15 protein-coding genes and 3 pseudogenes are annotated in these 14,774 nt (G+C 71.7%); 11 read left to right on the top strand and 7 right to left on the bottom strand.

Features of this window, described 5'->3' with window-relative positions; genetic code table 11:
- The 6 genes and pseudogenes from ABD437_RS25790 to ABD437_RS25765 all read left to right on the top strand — a co-directional run.
- Positions 1-225: pseudogene (locus ABD437_RS25790) on the top strand (hypothetical protein); the annotation flags it as partial.
- Between the two features lie 150 nt (positions 226-375).
- Positions 376-516 (top strand): hypothetical protein, encoded by a 141-nt coding sequence (locus tag ABD437_RS25785; protein WP_344651505.1) that lies wholly within the window; start codon positions 376-378, stop codon positions 514-516.
- Between the two features lie 67 nt (positions 517-583).
- Positions 584-1,549 (top strand): aldo/keto reductase, encoded by a 966-nt coding sequence (locus ABD437_RS25780; RefSeq protein ID WP_344651504.1) that lies wholly within the window; start codon positions 584-586, stop codon positions 1,547-1,549.
- A gap of 172 nt (positions 1,550-1,721) precedes the next feature.
- Complete coding sequence (locus ABD437_RS25775) at positions 1,722-1,991, top strand: hypothetical protein (protein WP_344651503.1); 270 nt, start codon at positions 1,722-1,724, stop codon at positions 1,989-1,991.
- 73 nt (positions 1,992-2,064) lie between these two features.
- Positions 2,065-2,319, top strand: coding sequence for a hypothetical protein (locus ABD437_RS25770; RefSeq protein WP_344651502.1), 255 nt, complete (start codon positions 2,065-2,067; stop codon positions 2,317-2,319).
- 174 nt (positions 2,320-2,493) lie between these two features.
- Positions 2,494-3,948, top strand: a complete 1,455-nt coding sequence (locus ABD437_RS25765; RefSeq protein WP_344651501.1) for a serine hydrolase — start codon at positions 2,494-2,496, stop codon at positions 3,946-3,948.
- Here ABD437_RS25765 and ABD437_RS25760 read toward each other — a convergent pair.
- The 4 genes from ABD437_RS25760 to ABD437_RS25745 all read right to left on the bottom strand — a co-directional run bounded on the left by ABD437_RS25760 (position 3,941) and on the right by ABD437_RS25745 (position 8,836).
- Positions 3,941-5,791, bottom strand: a complete 1,851-nt coding sequence (locus tag ABD437_RS25760) for a glycoside hydrolase family 127 protein (protein WP_344651500.1) — start codon at positions 5,789-5,791, stop codon at positions 3,941-3,943. The two genes, ABD437_RS25765 and ABD437_RS25760, sit on opposite strands and share 8 nt — an antisense overlap.
- Positions 5,792-5,802: 11 nt before the next feature.
- The gene (locus ABD437_RS25755) at positions 5,803-6,549 is read right to left on the bottom strand and encodes a carbohydrate ABC transporter permease (RefSeq protein WP_344651740.1); all 747 of its coding nucleotides are present in this window, start codon (positions 6,547-6,549) and stop codon (positions 5,803-5,805) included.
- A gap of 56 nt (positions 6,550-6,605) precedes the next feature.
- Positions 6,606-7,418 (bottom strand): carbohydrate ABC transporter permease, encoded by an 813-nt coding sequence (locus ABD437_RS25750; RefSeq protein ID WP_344651499.1) that lies wholly within the window; start codon positions 7,416-7,418, stop codon positions 6,606-6,608.
- A gap of 122 nt (positions 7,419-7,540) precedes the next feature.
- A complete protein-coding gene (locus ABD437_RS25745; RefSeq protein ID WP_344651498.1) occupies positions 7,541-8,836 on the bottom strand; it encodes an ABC transporter substrate-binding protein in 1,296 nt (431 codons plus the stop codon).
- A 154-nt stretch (positions 8,837-8,990) separates the two neighbouring features.
- Here ABD437_RS25745 and ABD437_RS25740 point away from each other — a divergent pair, with 154 nt between their 5' ends.
- The gene (locus tag ABD437_RS25740) at positions 8,991-9,992 is read left to right on the top strand and encodes a LacI family DNA-binding transcriptional regulator (protein ID WP_344651497.1); all 1,002 of its coding nucleotides are present in this window, start codon (positions 8,991-8,993) and stop codon (positions 9,990-9,992) included.
- Here the strand turns inward: ABD437_RS25740 and ABD437_RS25735 are convergent.
- Positions 9,957-10,718, bottom strand: coding sequence for a tyrosine-type recombinase/integrase (locus ABD437_RS25735; RefSeq protein ID WP_344651496.1), 762 nt, complete (start codon positions 10,716-10,718; stop codon positions 9,957-9,959). The two genes, ABD437_RS25740 and ABD437_RS25735, sit on opposite strands and share 36 nt — an antisense overlap.
- Positions 10,719-10,880: 162 nt before the next feature.
- Here ABD437_RS25735 and ABD437_RS25730 point away from each other — a divergent pair, with 162 nt between their 5' ends.
- Both ABD437_RS25730 and ABD437_RS25725 read left to right on the top strand, forming a co-directional pair.
- Positions 10,881-11,216: an STAS domain-containing protein gene (locus ABD437_RS25730; protein WP_344651495.1), complete on the top strand. Its 336-nt coding sequence runs from the start codon at positions 10,881-10,883 to the stop codon at positions 11,214-11,216.
- 37 nt (positions 11,217-11,253) lie between these two features.
- Positions 11,254-11,976, top strand: coding sequence for a lysophospholipid acyltransferase family protein (locus ABD437_RS25725; RefSeq protein ID WP_344651494.1), 723 nt, complete (start codon positions 11,254-11,256; stop codon positions 11,974-11,976).
- 46 nt (positions 11,977-12,022) lie between these two features.
- Here ABD437_RS25725 and ABD437_RS25720 read toward each other — a convergent pair.
- Positions 12,023-12,139: pseudogene (locus tag ABD437_RS25720) on the bottom strand (short-chain dehydrogenase); the annotation flags it as partial.
- On the opposite strand from ABD437_RS25720, the pseudogene ABD437_RS43085 reads away from it, so the two are divergent.
- Both ABD437_RS43085 and ABD437_RS25715 read left to right on the top strand, forming a co-directional pair.
- Positions 12,120-12,203: pseudogene (locus ABD437_RS43085) on the top strand (hypothetical protein); the annotation flags it as partial. The pseudogenes ABD437_RS25720 and ABD437_RS43085 sit on opposite strands and share 20 nt — an antisense overlap.
- A 67-nt stretch (positions 12,204-12,270) precedes the next feature.
- Complete coding sequence (locus tag ABD437_RS25715; RefSeq protein ID WP_425558241.1) at positions 12,271-13,635, top strand: CorA family divalent cation transporter; 1,365 nt, start codon at positions 12,271-12,273, stop codon at positions 13,633-13,635.
- Here the strand turns inward: ABD437_RS25715 and ABD437_RS25710 are convergent.
- Positions 13,609-14,706, bottom strand: coding sequence for an ABC transporter permease (locus ABD437_RS25710; RefSeq protein ID WP_344651492.1), 1,098 nt, complete (start codon positions 14,704-14,706; stop codon positions 13,609-13,611). The two genes, ABD437_RS25715 and ABD437_RS25710, sit on opposite strands and share 27 nt — an antisense overlap.
- Between the last annotated feature and the right edge of the window lie 68 nt (positions 14,707-14,774).

The following is a 14,774-nucleotide window of genomic DNA, read 5'->3' as shown; positions in this document are numbered from 1 at the left end:
GGTCGCGAGGTCGGCTTCGGGGTCACCGTCCCGCTCGACCTCGGCCGCGACGCGGTGGACCTCGACGAGGTGGCGGACCGGCTGGCGGGGTACGGGCGGTCGGGCGCGGGGCTGATCGTGGTCGAACCGGCCGATCCGGAGGCGGAGTTGCCGGTGTTCGCGAACGAGGTCGTGCCCCGGGTGCGTGCGCTGGAGCGGGCCAGGGCGCTCGTCGCGGCCGGGTGACCCGAGTGATCCGTGATGCGTCCGAATTGGACTGGTCCGGACGACGCGCCGGAGATGTACGGACACGCCAGAGATAGGTATTGATTCCCGGGGACGGGGTAACCACGTCCCGACGCGGCGCCGGGCCGCGGCCGTTTGCCGGGAGGCGGAATGTTCATCGTCCTGTTACTGGTGGCCCTCGCCGCCGTGGTCGGCGCCATGCTCACCGCGCTGCCGCGCATGGAAGGCCGCTTGGCCGAGGATCTGGGACCGGCGTCGGCGGAGGCTCCCGCCCCGACGGGTACGCCCTGATTGCCCGTTTAATACTCTCGAGTGCCGAGGGTTCGATTTTACCGAGGGTAATCTGAGCAGGATGAACATGCCGACCAGATCGCTCGGAGCCTCCGGGCTCACCGTGAGCCGGCTCGCGCTCGGTTCGTGGCGAACGTTCGAGCGAATGACGCGCGACGAGGGTGTCGCGGTGCTCCAGGCGGCTCGTGAGGCCGGGATCACGTTCCTGGACGACGCCCGGTACGACGACGAGACCGGGACCGCACCGCTCCCGACCGGGTACTCCGAGGTCGTGTTCGGCGAGGTGTTCCGGGCGTCCGGGTGGCCGCGGGACGAAGTCGTGATCGCCAACAAGCTGTGGTGGGAGTTCTGGCCCGAGCAGGACGCCGCGGCCGAGCTCGACGCCTCGCTGCGGCGGATGGGGCTCGATCACGTGGACGTGATCTACGCCGAGTCGCTGCCCCCGGGCCTGCCGCTCGACGCGGCGATGGAGCAGATCGTCGGGCTGATCGAGGCCGGCAAGGCCCGGGCCTGGGGCGTGCTGAACTGGACCGCCGACCAGGTGCTGGAGGCGGCGCAGATCGCCGACATGGCGCGCCGCCCCGCGCCGGCCGCCGCCCAGCTGCCCTACAGCCTGGTCCAGCGCGACGTCGTCGAGGACGACCAGCTGATCAGGGCGCTCGCCGCCGCCAACACCGCGGTCGTCGCGTCCTACGCGCTGGCCGGTGGTGTGCTCACCGGCAAGTACGACTCCGGCGACCAGCGGGGCAGGCATCCGGAGGCCGCGTCGGACGCCCGCTGGGCCGACGCGGTGGCCGCGGGCCGCGAGGTCGCGGCGCTGGCCGCCGAGCTCCAGGTCGCACCGGCCGCTCTGGCGCTGGCGTTTCCGCTGCTCAACCCGGCCGTGGCGGCCGTGTTGTTCGGTGCGACCCGTCCGGATCAGATCGAGGCCGACGTCGCCGCGCTCGAGCTGGCGGAGAGCCTCGACGAGGACACCGCGGCGCGGCTCCGGGCGATCGGAGCGCCGCGCGACGCCGAAGTTACCGCCGGGTAGCAGTATTCCGCTGATCGGTGGATCCCGGCTCGTCACCCGGCTGGACGTGACCTGGTCGACGAAAATTCCCGGAACGACTCCTCATCCGGCACCCACGCGTGCCGACTCCTCTGTTGCAACGACCGGACCGCTGGCACGGATGCCGAGGCCGGTTTGCCCCGAGGAGGTTCTGATGTCCGTAGGCACCGTAGGCGCGGTTTCGTTATCGAGTCTGTACGCCCCGGCCCGCTCGACGGGCACCAGCGCGCGCGTCGAGGAAGCGAACCGGGCCGTCAAGGCTGATCAACAGCAGGTCGAGGAACGTAAGGCCGAAGCCGAGAAGAAGGCGATGGCCGCGCAGCAGGCGGCGTCCGAACTCAAAGCGGCGAGAGCAGCCGTGGCCAAGGACCAGGCCGAACTCAATCAGGCCAAGTCGCGCGCCCAGTTCGACGTCTACACCTGACGCGGTGCCGGCGGGGGAGCACTCTCCCGCCGGCACCGACCACCACCCCGACACTGCTCGTGAGGAGCCTCGAATGTCCAGCTTTGCCATCAGCCGCGTCTCCGACCCGCGTCCGGCCGCCTACGCGTTAGTCCGCAGCGCACGGGAGGACCAGGGAGACCAGGCCGCGATCGTGCAGAAGCAGAAGAGTGAGGCGATGCGCGCCATCGCCGAGGCGGGCGCGCAGCAGCGGACCGCCGCGCAGGAGGCCCGGGAGGCCGAGGCCGCCCGCCAGCGCGCCGCACTCGTGCAGTCCACGACCGGCACGGCGTTGAACGTGTACGCCTGAGACCCGCAGTTCCCATCCTCGGGCCGGTCGCGCTGGGCAGAGCGCCGCACCAGCCGGACAGGAGCGGCCGGGGGTGAATCCATCACCCCCGGCCGTGCGGCCTTTTGTCGCATCTGCGTTAAGTGTCGGTGTGTTCCGGCGCGAACCCGCGTTCCCGTTGGTTCAATACGCTCCATGCCTCGGACGCGACGGCTGGCCCCCGTGCTCGCCTCGGTGCTGGCCGGTGCCGTGCTGGGAAGCGGCCTGGTCACCGCCTGCCAGAACGACGACGAGCCGGACGGCACCGCGCGCAGCGCCGCCGCGCCGCTCGCGCCGACGACCTCCGGCGGGCCGGAGGTCGCGCCCAGCGGGCCACCCGGCCCGGGCACCGGCACCGCCGGGCCCGACGCCGCCCGCTCGAAGTGGCTCGGCCGGCGGCTGCGCGACATCGTCGACGCGCAGGACTTCGACGGCGTGGTCAACGCGAAGACCGGCCAGCCCCCGCCGGCCGTGCCCAACGTCGACGTCGCGGTCATCGAACTCGACGACGCGGGCCGCCCGATCGCGGCCGCGAACACGCTGCTCTCCCAGGACTACCCGAACGGCGTCGTCGTGCCGGTCACCCGCGACCTGGTCGCGCCGGGCGTGCGCTGGACGCACTGGAGCAACTCCCGCTGGGCCGCGAAGCGTCCGGCCGAGCCGATCCTGGCCGGGCGGGGCGGTGCGCCGCTGGAGTTCATGGCGCCGTATCCGGCGTCGGTGTTCAAGCTGATGGTGGCGTTCGGCGTCGGCCGGCTCCACGACCGGGGCGGCGTCGGGTTCGACGAGGTGTACGACTACCGGCCGCGCAAGGCCAGCTGCCCCGAGGGCGCCAAACCCGGCACGCACCGGGTGTCCGAGTGGCTGGACGCGATGCTCACGTACTCGAGCAACAGCGCCACCTGCGCGCTGCTGATGATGCTGCACGAGCGCGACGGCGTCGATCCGCTCAACGCCACGCTGCGCTCGCTCGGCCTCACCACGCTCCGGGTGGTCGACACCGACGCGGCCGACGGCGGCGGCTGGTCGTTCGAGGGACTGACGATGACCGCGCTCGACACGTCCCGGCTGCTCCTGCTGTTCAGCGAGGCCCCCGGGACGCTCTGGAGCACCCCGAAGGGCACGCCGGTGACGGTCGGCACGCTCCGCCGAGAGTCCCGCGCGCTGATCCGCCGCGGCCTGGCCGAGCAGGGCCTCAACCAGGCGCTCTCCACCGCGAACTGGTGCGGGCGGGACTATCCGGCGCGGGGGATACCGCAGACGGTGCCGGGCCGCTGGATCGACCCGCGGAGCGGCGAGGTCAGGGTGGAGAAGCGCACCTACGGCGGCGACGTCCGGCGCTGCGCCGCCGACGCCGAGGTGGAGTTCGCCCACAAGACGGGCCTGGTGCCGAGCGCCGGCGCGGACGCCGGGATCGTCACCGCGCTGCCGGGCCGGCCGCCCCGGCGGTACGTCGTGTCGGTGTTCTCCAACCTCGGTTGCACCTGGGTGGACTTCGTCGGTGCGTACGGCGGGGACTGCCGCTACACCCAGAAGCTGGCGACGCTCGGCGCGGAGATCGACGCGCTGATGACCAAGACCGCCGGCCGGCCCACGGCCGAGCTCACCTAGCCGGGATCCACACCCGCATCGCCCCGGGCGACCGGTTCGCCCAGAGGAAGTACGGCACCGCGGTGAGCACGACGTCGGTCTCCGCGGTCGTGGGCGGCGCGCCGTAGAGCGGTGTCGTGTCCGACGCGCGGTGGTGCCCGTCCAGGCGGAGGACGACCGGTGCGCCCTGGTCCTCTGCCCCGGCCGCCACGGTCACCGGCGCCGCCGCGTCCACCCGGACGTCGTCGACGAGGACGTCCGCGGGCAGGTCGGCCTGTTCGAGGCAGTAGACCAGCGGGCCACGCACCAGCGCGACGCAGCCGCGGACCGCGTCGACGCGGGGATGGGCGGCGACGACCCGGGGCGGCATCGGCAGCTCCAGCCGCACCGTGTCGCCGGGCTGCCAGGCGCGGGTGACCTCGGCGTACCCGCCGGAGACCGGTGCACCGTCGAGCGTCGGCGACGTGCACCACCCCGGAATCCGGAGCGCGAGCGTCCAGGTCGTCCCCGGCTCCGAGGGCGTGACGGTGACCGTGACCTGGCCGTCCCACGGGTAGTCGGTGCTCACGCCCAGCTCCCCGTGCGGTGTCCCGAGGTGGCCCTGGGCGTAGAGGTGCAGCTGCACACCGGCGTCGGTGGTCGTGGCCACGTAACACTGCAGCGACGCCAGCAGCCGCGCCAGGTTCGGCGGGCAGCACGCGCAGGAGTACCAGCTCAGCCGCTGCGAGGGCGCGTCCTCGTGGGAGCCGTCGTGGCCGGTACGCAGCTGGAGCGGGTTGGAGTAGAAGTAGTGCCTGCCGTCGAGCGCGGTCGAGCCCGCGATGCCGTTGTAGAGCACCCGCTCGAGCTCGTCGGCGTAGCGGTGACCGCCGGTGGCCAGCAGCATCCGCCAGTTCCAGGAGAAGCTGGCGATCGCCGCGCAGGTCTCGGCGTAGGCGCGGTCGGGCGGCAGCTCGTACGGGTCGCCGAAGGCCTCGTCCCGGTGCCGGGAACCGTGTGCTCCGGTCAGGTACGTCTTGGTGTCGAACGCCGACTCCCACAGCCGGGTGGCGGCCTTGAGCAGCGAGGCGTCCTCGGTCTCGACCGCGACGTCGACGACCCCGGCCAGCAGGTAGAGCTGACGCACGGCGTGGCCGGTGACCTCGTCGGCGTCGCGTACCGGCTCGTGGTCCTGGTAGTACCGCGCGCCGAACCGGGGCTCGTCGCCGAGCAGCCCGCGGCCGCGCAGGTCGACGAAGCGGGCCGCCAGGTCCAGGTAGGGCCGGTGGCCGGTGACCCGGTAGAGCTCCACCAGCGCGGTCTCGATCTCGGGGTGCCCGCAGACGCCGTCGATCGTGCTGAACCGGGTGACCAGCAGGTCGGCGAAGCGCCGGGCCAGCGGGAGCAACCGCTCGCCCGCCCCGGCCCGCTCCGCCGCCACCGCGGCCTGGATCAGGTGCCCGGCGCAGTACAGCTCGTGGCTCCACACCAGCTCGGCCCACTGCTGGTCACGGTGGTCGGTCTGGAAGTACGAGTTGAGGTACCCGTCGTCGTCCTGGGCGTTCTCGAGCAGCGTGACCGTCTCGTCGAGGTACGCACGCAGCCGGGGGTCCGACCGGCGGCCCAGCTCCCAGGCCGCCGCTTCGAGCGTCTTGTAGACGTCGGAGTCGGCGAACCACATGCCCCGGAAGGCGCCGTCCGTCGTGCTCACCCGCCGGAGGTTGTCGATGTTGCCCGCCCGCTCCAACTGCTCGGTGCAGTGCGGGAGCGTCTGTTCGGCGTTGCGCTCCTGCCAGGCGCCGAGCAGCCGCTCGGGGTCGAGCGTGACGGCGTCGAGCCCCAGCGGGTGCAGCGAGCCGGTGGTCGGTACGGCGGGTCCGTTCATTGGCGATCCCTTCACCCTTTGAGTGCGCCGGCGCTGAAGCCGCTGACGTAGTAGCGCTGGAGCAGCAGGAACACCGCGACGCACGGCAGTGCCGCGGTCACCACCCCCGCCTGCAGCGCACCGAAGTCGATCGAGCCCAGGTTTCCCGACTGCAGGTTGTACAACGCGACCGGCAACGTGAACTTGCTGCCGTCGGTGAGGAAGATCAGCGGGGCCACGAACTCGTTCCAGGACGCGAGGAACGAGAACAGCGCGACGGTCACCATGCCCGGTGCGACACCGCGCAGCAGCACCCGGCGCAGCGCGCCGCCGGTCGTGCACCCGTCGATGAGCGCCGCCTCCTCCAGTTCGGCCGGCAGGGCCTCGAACGAGTTACGCATCATGAACAGGCCGAACGGGAGCTGGAACATCACCAGCACCAGGCCGAGCCCGATCAGCGAGTTCTGCAGCCCGAACCAGCCGAGCACGATGTAGAGCGGGATGAGGATCGTGGTGTAGGGCACCATCAGGATCGCCAGCGTCAGGAGGAACAGCAGGTTCTTGCCGCGGAACGACAGCCGCGCGACCGCGTACCCGCCGAGCGTGGTGATCACGACGGTCAGCGTGACGGTCACCAGCGCGACCACGGCGGTGTTCAGCACGTACGAGCCGATCCCGTCGCCGTAGTCCACCATCCGCCCGTAGTTCGCGACGCCCCAGCCGTCCTGCCCGTCCGCGGCCCGGACCCCGTGCAGCGACTGGTACACCGTCCAGACCATCGGCAGCAGGAACAGGATCGCGAGAGCCGTGGACGTCGAGTAGTAACCGGCCCGCTTCACGACACGTCCTTCCGGCGCAGCAGCCGCAACTGCGCTCCGTTGATCAGGATCAGCACCAGCAGGAGCGCGACCGACACCGCCGCGGCCCGCCCGAGGTCCTGGGAGAGGAACGCCTCCCGGTAGATGTCGACCGCGAGCGTCGTGGTGTCGTGCCGGCCACCGGTCATGATGAAGAACTGCTCGAACGCCAGCAGCGACCCGGTCACCGAGAGCACCAGCATCAGCGCGAGCGTCGGACGCAGCAGCGGCACCGTGACGTGACGCATCGTCTGCCAGCGGGTGGCGCCGTCGGTGCGTGCCGCCTCGTACAGCGTCGGGCTGATGCTCTGCAGGCCGGTCAGCAGGATCAGCATGTAGAAACCGGCGAACCGCCACGTGATCATGCCGATGGTGGACAACAACGCGCTGTTGTTCGTCCCCAGCCAGTCGACCGGGCCGATGCCGATCGAGTCGAGCAGGGTGTTCAGCGGCGAGTCGCCGGTGTTGTAGAGCCCGTAGAACAGCAGGCTCGCCGACCCGAGGCCGACCGCGGCCGGCAGGAAGTAGATCGTGCGGAAGAACCCGACGCCGGGCCGGGCCTCCTGCACGAGCAGCGCCATCCCGAACGCGACCAGGCTCAGCACGACCGTCGTCACGACCGTGTACTTCACCGTGAACCAGAGCGCCCGGACGAACAGCGGGTCGGCGAGCGCCCGGTAGTTCTCCACGCCGTTGGGCTTCGACGCGCCGAGCAGCGGCCAGTGGTTGAACGACATCCAGAACATCAGGATCAGCGGGAGGACGAAGAACACGGCCACGACGACGGCCATCGGCGCCGAGTAGAGCCAGCCCAGCCGTTGGCGGCGGCGGGCGAGCCCGGAGGTCGGCCTCTTCGGGGCGGGGGAGCGCGTCCCGCCCGTTGCCGGGCGGGACGGGAGTACGGAAACCACGATCAGCCGCCCGACGCCAGCGACTCGGTGATGCTCGGATTGTGCTTCTTCAGCGCGTCGGCCGAGCTGCCGGTGCCGAACACCGCGTCGATGATCGCCGCGGTCCACGGCCCGTTGGGGTCGTTGTAGGTCTTGCCGAAGTTCACCGAGATCGGCGTCCGGCCCTTGCCCGCGAGGTCGTTGAAGACCTTGAGCCGCGGGTCCTGCTGGGCGTACGTGTTGTCGGCCAGGTCGCTGCGCACGGTGATGTTCTTGTTCTTCGCGATGACCTCGACCTGCGCGTCCTCCGACAGCGTCCAGGCGATGAAGTCCCAGGCCTGCGCGGCTTTCGTGCTGTTGGAGCTGATGCCGACCACGTCGCCGCCGACGAAGGAGCTCTCGCCGCCGGTGAGGCCGGGGATCGGGGCGACGCCGACCTCGAGCTGCGGGCCCTCGGTGAACGTCTGCAGCGCGGTGGCGCCGAGCGGCTGGATGCCGATCTTGCCCTCACCGAACGCCTGCACCCAGGTGGGGCCGCCCTCGTTCTTGACCGCCTTGGGCACCAGCCCCTCGGCGTACATCTTCTTGTAGAGCTCGTAGACCTTCGCCGCGGTCGGGTTGTCCACCGTGGACGCGGTGCCCTCCTCGTTGAGGACGGTGTCGCCGGAGGCCCAGATCATCGGCCAGGTCGTGAACAGCGTGCAGCCGGGGCAGGCGCCGCCGAAGAAGTAGCCGTCGACGCCACCGCCGAGCGCGTCGATCTTCGTCGCGGCCCGGTAGACCTCCTCCATCGTCGTCGGCGGCTTCTCCGGGTCGAGGCCGGCCTTCGTGAACAGCACCTTGTTGTAGAACAGCGCGGACAGGTCGATGTCGTGCGGGACGCCGTAAACCTTGTCCTGGTAGGTGGCGGTCTTCATGTGCGCGGGCGCCAGCGTGTCCTTGAACGACAGCGTGTCGACGCGCTTCGTGAGGTCCTGGAAGACGCCCTTCGAGGCGTAGTTCGGTGCGTAGACGACGTCGGTGGCCAGCACGTCGGGCAGCTGCTCGGCGCCGCTCGCCGACCCGACCTTCTGCTGGTACGTGTCGGACGGGATGACGGTGAGCTCGACCTTGTTCCGGTGCGACTTGTTGTACGCGTCGATCAGCGTCTGGGTGAACGTGGCCGTCGCCGACCGGGTCCACATCGTGATCGTCGCGCCGTCGTCCTTCGCGGTGGTGTCGCCCGAGGCGGTGGTGTCACCGGCGCTCTGGCACGCGGCGCTCAGCAGCAGGGCGAGTGCGGTGACGCTGGTGAGCAGTAATCGGCGGGGCTGGCCCATCGTGCCTCCTTGGACGTGGGGCCGTGGCGGTGTGAGCGTTAACATTCGGAAACTCGGAAACCGATTGCCGAAAGCCTAGGGATCGTCGTCCGGGCGTGTCAACGGAGTGAAGTACTCTCGTCACGGCATCGTCCGAGCTCGGCGGAGGAAACGCGTGCGGAAACTAGATCGACTCGTGACGATCCGCGACGTGGCGGCGGCCGCCGGGGTCTCGGTGGGCACCGCGTCCAAGGCGCTCAACGACCGCGGCACGCTGCGTGCGGAAACCCGGCAGCGCGTGCGCGACGCCGCCGACCGGCTCGGCTTCGAGGCCAACGCGGTGGCCAGGACGCTGAAGGTCGGGCGCACTTACACGGTCGGGATGATCACCACCGACAGCATCGGGCGGTTCAGCATCCCGCTGATGCTCGGCGCGGAGGACGCGCTCGGCGCCGGGCAGATGTCGGTGCTGCTGTGCGACGCCAGGGACGACCCGATCCGCGAGCAGTACTACCTGCGGACGCTGCTCACCCGGCGGGTGGACGGCATCGTGGTCACCGGGCGGCGGGCGCAGGCCCGGCCGCCGCTCGCCCCGGACCTCCCGGTGCCGGTGGTCTACGCGTTCGTCAGCTCCACCGACCCGGCCGACTGCTCGGTGGTGCCCGACGAGGCCGGTGGGGCGGCCAAGGCGATCGAGCACCTGCAGGCGATCGGGCGGCGCCGGATCGTGCACGTCACCGGGCCCGAGCACCACTCGTCGGCGCAGGTGCGCGCGTCGGCGGCGGTGCCGGCGCTGGTCCGGCCGCCGCTCTTCGGGGAGTGGAGCGAGGCGTGGGGGCGCCAAGCCGGCGCGATGCTGCTGAACGAGGAGTTCGACGCGGTCTTCGCCGGCAGCGACCAGATCGCGCGCGGGGTCGTCGACACGCTGCGGAGCGCCGGGCGGCGGGTGCCCGAGGACGTCGCGGTGATCGGCTTCGACAACTGGGACGTCATGGTCACCGCCAGCCAGCCGCCGCTGAGCAGCGTCGACATGGATCTGGACGGGCTGGGGCGCGCGGCGGCGAACCTGCTGCTGGCCGCGATCAACGGGGAGCCGGCGCCGGGTCGGCACGTCCGGCCGTGCCGCTTGGTGCTGCGCGAATCAACCGCCATCGCCGGCGCGGTGCGCCTGGGCTGACCGGCGCAACTGGTGCAGGTCCCAGCCCGGGTGGCCGTCCGGCGTGCGGGTGTACTGGTCGAGCAGGATGCGCGCGCGGTCGTAACCGAGCCGGGCCCGGCCGGTGTAGGGGCAGAGCTCCGAACGCGCCGGGCGCCGGGCCGGGGGAGGGCGCCGCTCGGAGAGGAACAGCGGGCCGCGGGAGCGCCCCTCGATCAGGCGGGGGAGCAGGAACGCGGTGCCCTCGCCCCAGTGCAGGCCGCCGGCGCGGCGCCGGCGCAGGTCGAGGTGCTCGACGTTGAGGGCCAGCACATCGGACACCCGCCCGGCCGACTCGTAGAGCAGCCGCCACAGCGCCCGTTCACGCACCGGCACCTCCGGCCGCGCGAGGAGTTCCTCGATGGCCTCCCGGGCCAGGACAGCGGCCGGTTCGCTCTCGTCCGGCCGCCGTTCGACCTCGTCGGAGAGCGTCGGCGCGTCCTGGCCGAGCGCGCGGCACCAGGCCAGCCACCCGGAGACGGCCGCGCGGTTGCGGTTCCAGGTCGCGGCGGCCGCGCTGCCCCAGAGGCCGCGGATCGCGACGGTGAGCTCCTCCTCACCGATCTCGGTGAGCGGACGGTGCCCACCGAGGAAACCGGCCAGCCGGTCGAGCACGCTGCGGTAGGCCCGGTTGGTGTTCTCGTTCGCGAGCTGTGGCGACGACAGATAGGACTCGACGGCCGAGTCGACGGTGACGCCGTCGGTCATCGCGATTCACCGCCATCTCGATGTACCGGATAACGTGTTGGGTGTGAACCCGGCGATTTCGAGGCCACAGCGAGTATCCTACGCGAGATGTACCGGATAACGGGCAACACCGAGCGGAGGCCGGCAGTGGGTTCAGCCGCGTGGTCGGAGGATGCGTCCGGCGTGAACGGCACCCCTCGGTTCACGCTGCCGGCGGAACGCCCGGGTGCGGTCGCGGTCGAGAGCGAGACCGGCCGGGTGCTGATCCGGCTCTCCGGCGCGGTCGACGCGGTGCTGGCGCCGCGCCTCGACGGTGTGGTGGCCGACGTCGTCGCCGCCCAGCCGGCCGACGTGCGCCTCGATCTGGCCGACGTCGACTTCCTCGGGTCGCACGGCATGGCGTTCCTCGTCCGGGTCCAGCACGCGGTGCGGGCGGCCGGCCGGGCCGCGGCGATCGACACGGTCTCGCGTCCCGCACGCATCGCGCTACGCGTCGCCGGCCTGGATCACTACCTGTAAGGTGGCGTTCCCCCCGCGAAAGGTTGAAGCGCTACCCATGTCGGCCGACTCGCCGCCCGCCCCGGTCGCCCAGGCACCGGTCGACCGCAGCGGTTATCTGTACTGGGTCTTCAAGGCCCTGCTGACGCTTCCGATGATGCTCTACTTCCGGCCGCGGGTCGAAGGCATCGAGCACGTGCCCACCCGGGGGCCGGTGATCCTGGCCGCCAACCACGTGTCGTACCTCGACTGGCTGTTCCTGCCGCTGGTCGTGCGCTGGCGCCGGATCAGCTTCCTGGCCAAGCACGAGTACTTCACCGAGCCGGGGCTGCGCGGCCGCTGGAAGCGGTACTTCTTCACCGCGACCGGCCAGGTTCCGGTCATCCGGGGCGGGGCCTCCGCCGGTGACGCCGCGCTGAACACCGCGGTGCGGCTGCTGCGCGAGGACCGGGTCGTCGGCATCTTCCCGGAGGGCACCCGCACCCGGGACGGACGTCTCTACCGGGGCCGCACCGGGCTGGCCCGGATCGCGGCCGCGAGCGGAGCGCCGGTGGTCCCGTGCGCGACCGTGGGCGGGTTCGAGCTCGCGCCGCCCGGAGCGAAGTTCCCCCGCCCCGGGCGGGTGACGATCAGGTTCGCCCCGCCGATGGACTGGGGCACCGAGGAGCCCGACCGGGAGCTGCTGCGCCGGCGCACCGACGAGCTGATGGCCGTGATCCAGTCGCTCTCCGGCCAGGAGTACACCGGAGTGGACGCCCGGCTCCCGGGGCGCGACTCCTAGCTGCGACGGGCCGCCGTCCACGGCGAGCTCCGCGCCGGTCGTGAACGTCGATGTCGGTCAGCGACGCCACGTCGCTCCGTACCGCGATCACCCCGGCGCCGAGCTGTTCCGCGGCGGCGTCGAGCGTCTCCCGGGTACGCCCGGTGATCAGCACCCGTGCACCGTGCGGTGTTTCACGGCATCAGAACTTCGCCAGGGCGGCGGCCGAGCTGCACGTCGCGCAACCGGCGCCGAGCCGCCAGATCCAGTGCCTGGAGCAGGGCGTCGGCGCCCGCTGTTCGACACCCCGGGGCCCTGGTCACGATCCGGCACCTGAACTGGTGCGTCGCGCACCCCGCGCTGCTCGACGGAAGCGTCGACGACCTGGTCGGCCGGCTCCCGTTCCCGTTCCCGACCGACGACCTGCGGGTCTCGGTGCTCTACCCGGAGCCGTCGGTGCTCGTCGTCCCGGTGTTCCACCGGCTGGCCGGCCGGGCGTCGGTCACGCCGGCGGACTACGCGGACGAGCCGCTGCTGCCGTGCCCGGTCACGTCGATGCCCGCGAGCGCCTGCTGCCGGCGGAACAGGGGGCCCTATCCTGACCCGATGCGTGCGTCAGCGTTCCGTCGGTTGGCGCGGTTCCTCGACCCGACGCCGTCCGCGCCGGCCGTCCCGGTAGCACCGGAGCCCGGTCTCCCGGCCGAGCACGCGGTCGTCGACTGCGCCCGGTACGTCGACGGCGTCCGCAAGCCCGGGCGGATCCCGCTGCGCGACACCCCGCGGGCGCTGCACGAGCGGCACGGGTTCGTCTGGATCGGGCTGCGCGACCCCACCGCGGAGCAGTTCGCGGAGGTCGCGGAGCGGTTCGCGCTGCCGCCGCTCGCGGTCGCCGACGCCGTCCGCGCCCACCAGCGCCCGAAGCTCGAGCAGTACGGCGACATCCTGTTCGCGATCGTCAAACCCGTCCGCTACGTCGACGCCGACGAGGTGGTCGACGTCGCCGAGCTCGCGCTGTTCGTCGGGCCGCGGTTCGTGGTGGTCGTCCGGCACGGTGAGACCGACGTGCCTGCGCGCGCCCGCGCGTTGCCCGACGTGGGCGGCAACGGCCCGGTCGGGGTGCTGCACCGGATCATGGACCTCGCGGTCGACGGGTACACCGAGGCGATCGACGGCATCGACGAGAACATCGACGACATCGAGGCGCAGGTGTTCGGCGGCGACGAGGCCGACCACGCGGAGCGCATCTACAAGCTCAAGCGTGAGGTGCTGGAGTTCCGCCGGGCGGTGAAGCCACTGGTGGGCGCGGTCGGGCGGCTGTCGTCGGCCGAGTTCGACGCCGCCCTGCGGCCGCACTTCCGCGACGTGCACGACCACCTCATGCGTGTCGCCGACGCGATCGACAACTACGACAGCCTGCTCACCGACGTCCTGCAGGCCGACCTGGCGCAGGTCAGCGTCCGGCAGAACCGCACCGCGATGCGCCAGAACGAGGACATGCGCCGGATCTCGGCCTGGGCGGCGATCGCCCTGCTGCCGACCGCGATCGCGGGGCTCTACGGGATGAACTTCGACCGGATCCCCGGGGCGCACTCGCCGTACGGGTTCTGGGTCGTCATCGGCGCGCTGGCGGTGCTCTGCGTCGTGCTGTGGGCCCTATTTCGACGCAACGACTGGCTCTAGCGTCCCCGGCATCGGGAGTTCCGCGGTGCGGTCCGAGCGGTTCGGGAGCGCGTTCGTGATCAGCACCGCGAGCGTGCCGAGCCCGGCGTAGAGCGCGAGGACGAGCAGCGGGTGCCCCAGCGGTGCGTCCGGGAAGTACAGGCTGTCCCGGACGTACTGAGTGCCGGCGCCGGTCGGCAGCGCCTGCCCGAGATGCTGTCCCCAGGTCGGCAGGAACTCCGGCGGGATGCTCGCGCCCGAGATCACGGTGCCGATCGTGAAGTAGAGGAAACCGGCGGCGGCGCCGGCCGGCCCGATCAGCGCGACCAGCCCGGCGGTCGAGCCGGTGATCGCCAGCGACACCAGGCCGAAGCCCCAGAAGAGCGTCGCGTGGTCGGCGTCCGCGCCGACGCCGAACCAGCTCATCGACCAGAGCACGATCGCCGCTGACGCCAGCGCGTAGACCACGAGTGTCGTCACGTGGCCCACGCCGCGGCGCCAGGACCGCCGGGCCCGCGGGATCAACCGTCCGAGCCCGAGCGAGGCGACCGTGCCGCCGAGCGCGAGCGCCTGCACGAGCATGCCGAGCGACCCGCCGTTGCGGTCGTCGGCGGGCAGCGGCACGACGTCGGTGATCGTGCCGGGGGCGGTCAGCGCCCGGACGGTCTCGACCGGCACCGGCGTGCCGAGCGTCGCGACCGCGGCGGCGGTCTGCTTCTGCAGGACGGTGGTGAACGTGGTCCGGAGGACGTTCGCCGCGGACGGCCCGGCGGCGGTCGCCAGGTAGAGGTGGGGAGTGGTTCCGCTCAGGTCGAGACCGCCGTAGATCTCCCGGCGTCTCGTCGCTCGTTCGAGTTCGGCGGCGGTGTCGAACCGGGTGACCCGGTAGCTGCCGGTCGCGTTCAGCTCGGTGTGGAGTTCCTGCGCCCGCGCGTCGGAGGCGATCAGGCCCACCGGGAGCTGGTGCGGTTTCGGCGCGTGCGCCATGCCGAGGTAGTAGCTGGTGAGCAGGAGCTGCACGAGCACGCCGATGGTGGCCACCGCGGCCGCGATGCGGCGGAATTGCCGGGCGGAGGTGATCGGTGTACTCATACTTCGCTTTTACCCATTTTTGTGGGGGTGAGGCTTTTCCGGAGTTGGGGACGGCGCCATTACCGGCA

The sequence above is a fragment of the Cryptosporangium japonicum genome, from assembly GCF_039524755.1.
Lineage (GTDB): Bacteria > Actinomycetota > Actinomycetes > Mycobacteriales > Cryptosporangiaceae > Cryptosporangium > Cryptosporangium japonicum.
The sequence above is the reverse complement of the archived record's forward strand: the minus strand, read 5'-3'. Positions and strand labels throughout refer to the sequence as shown.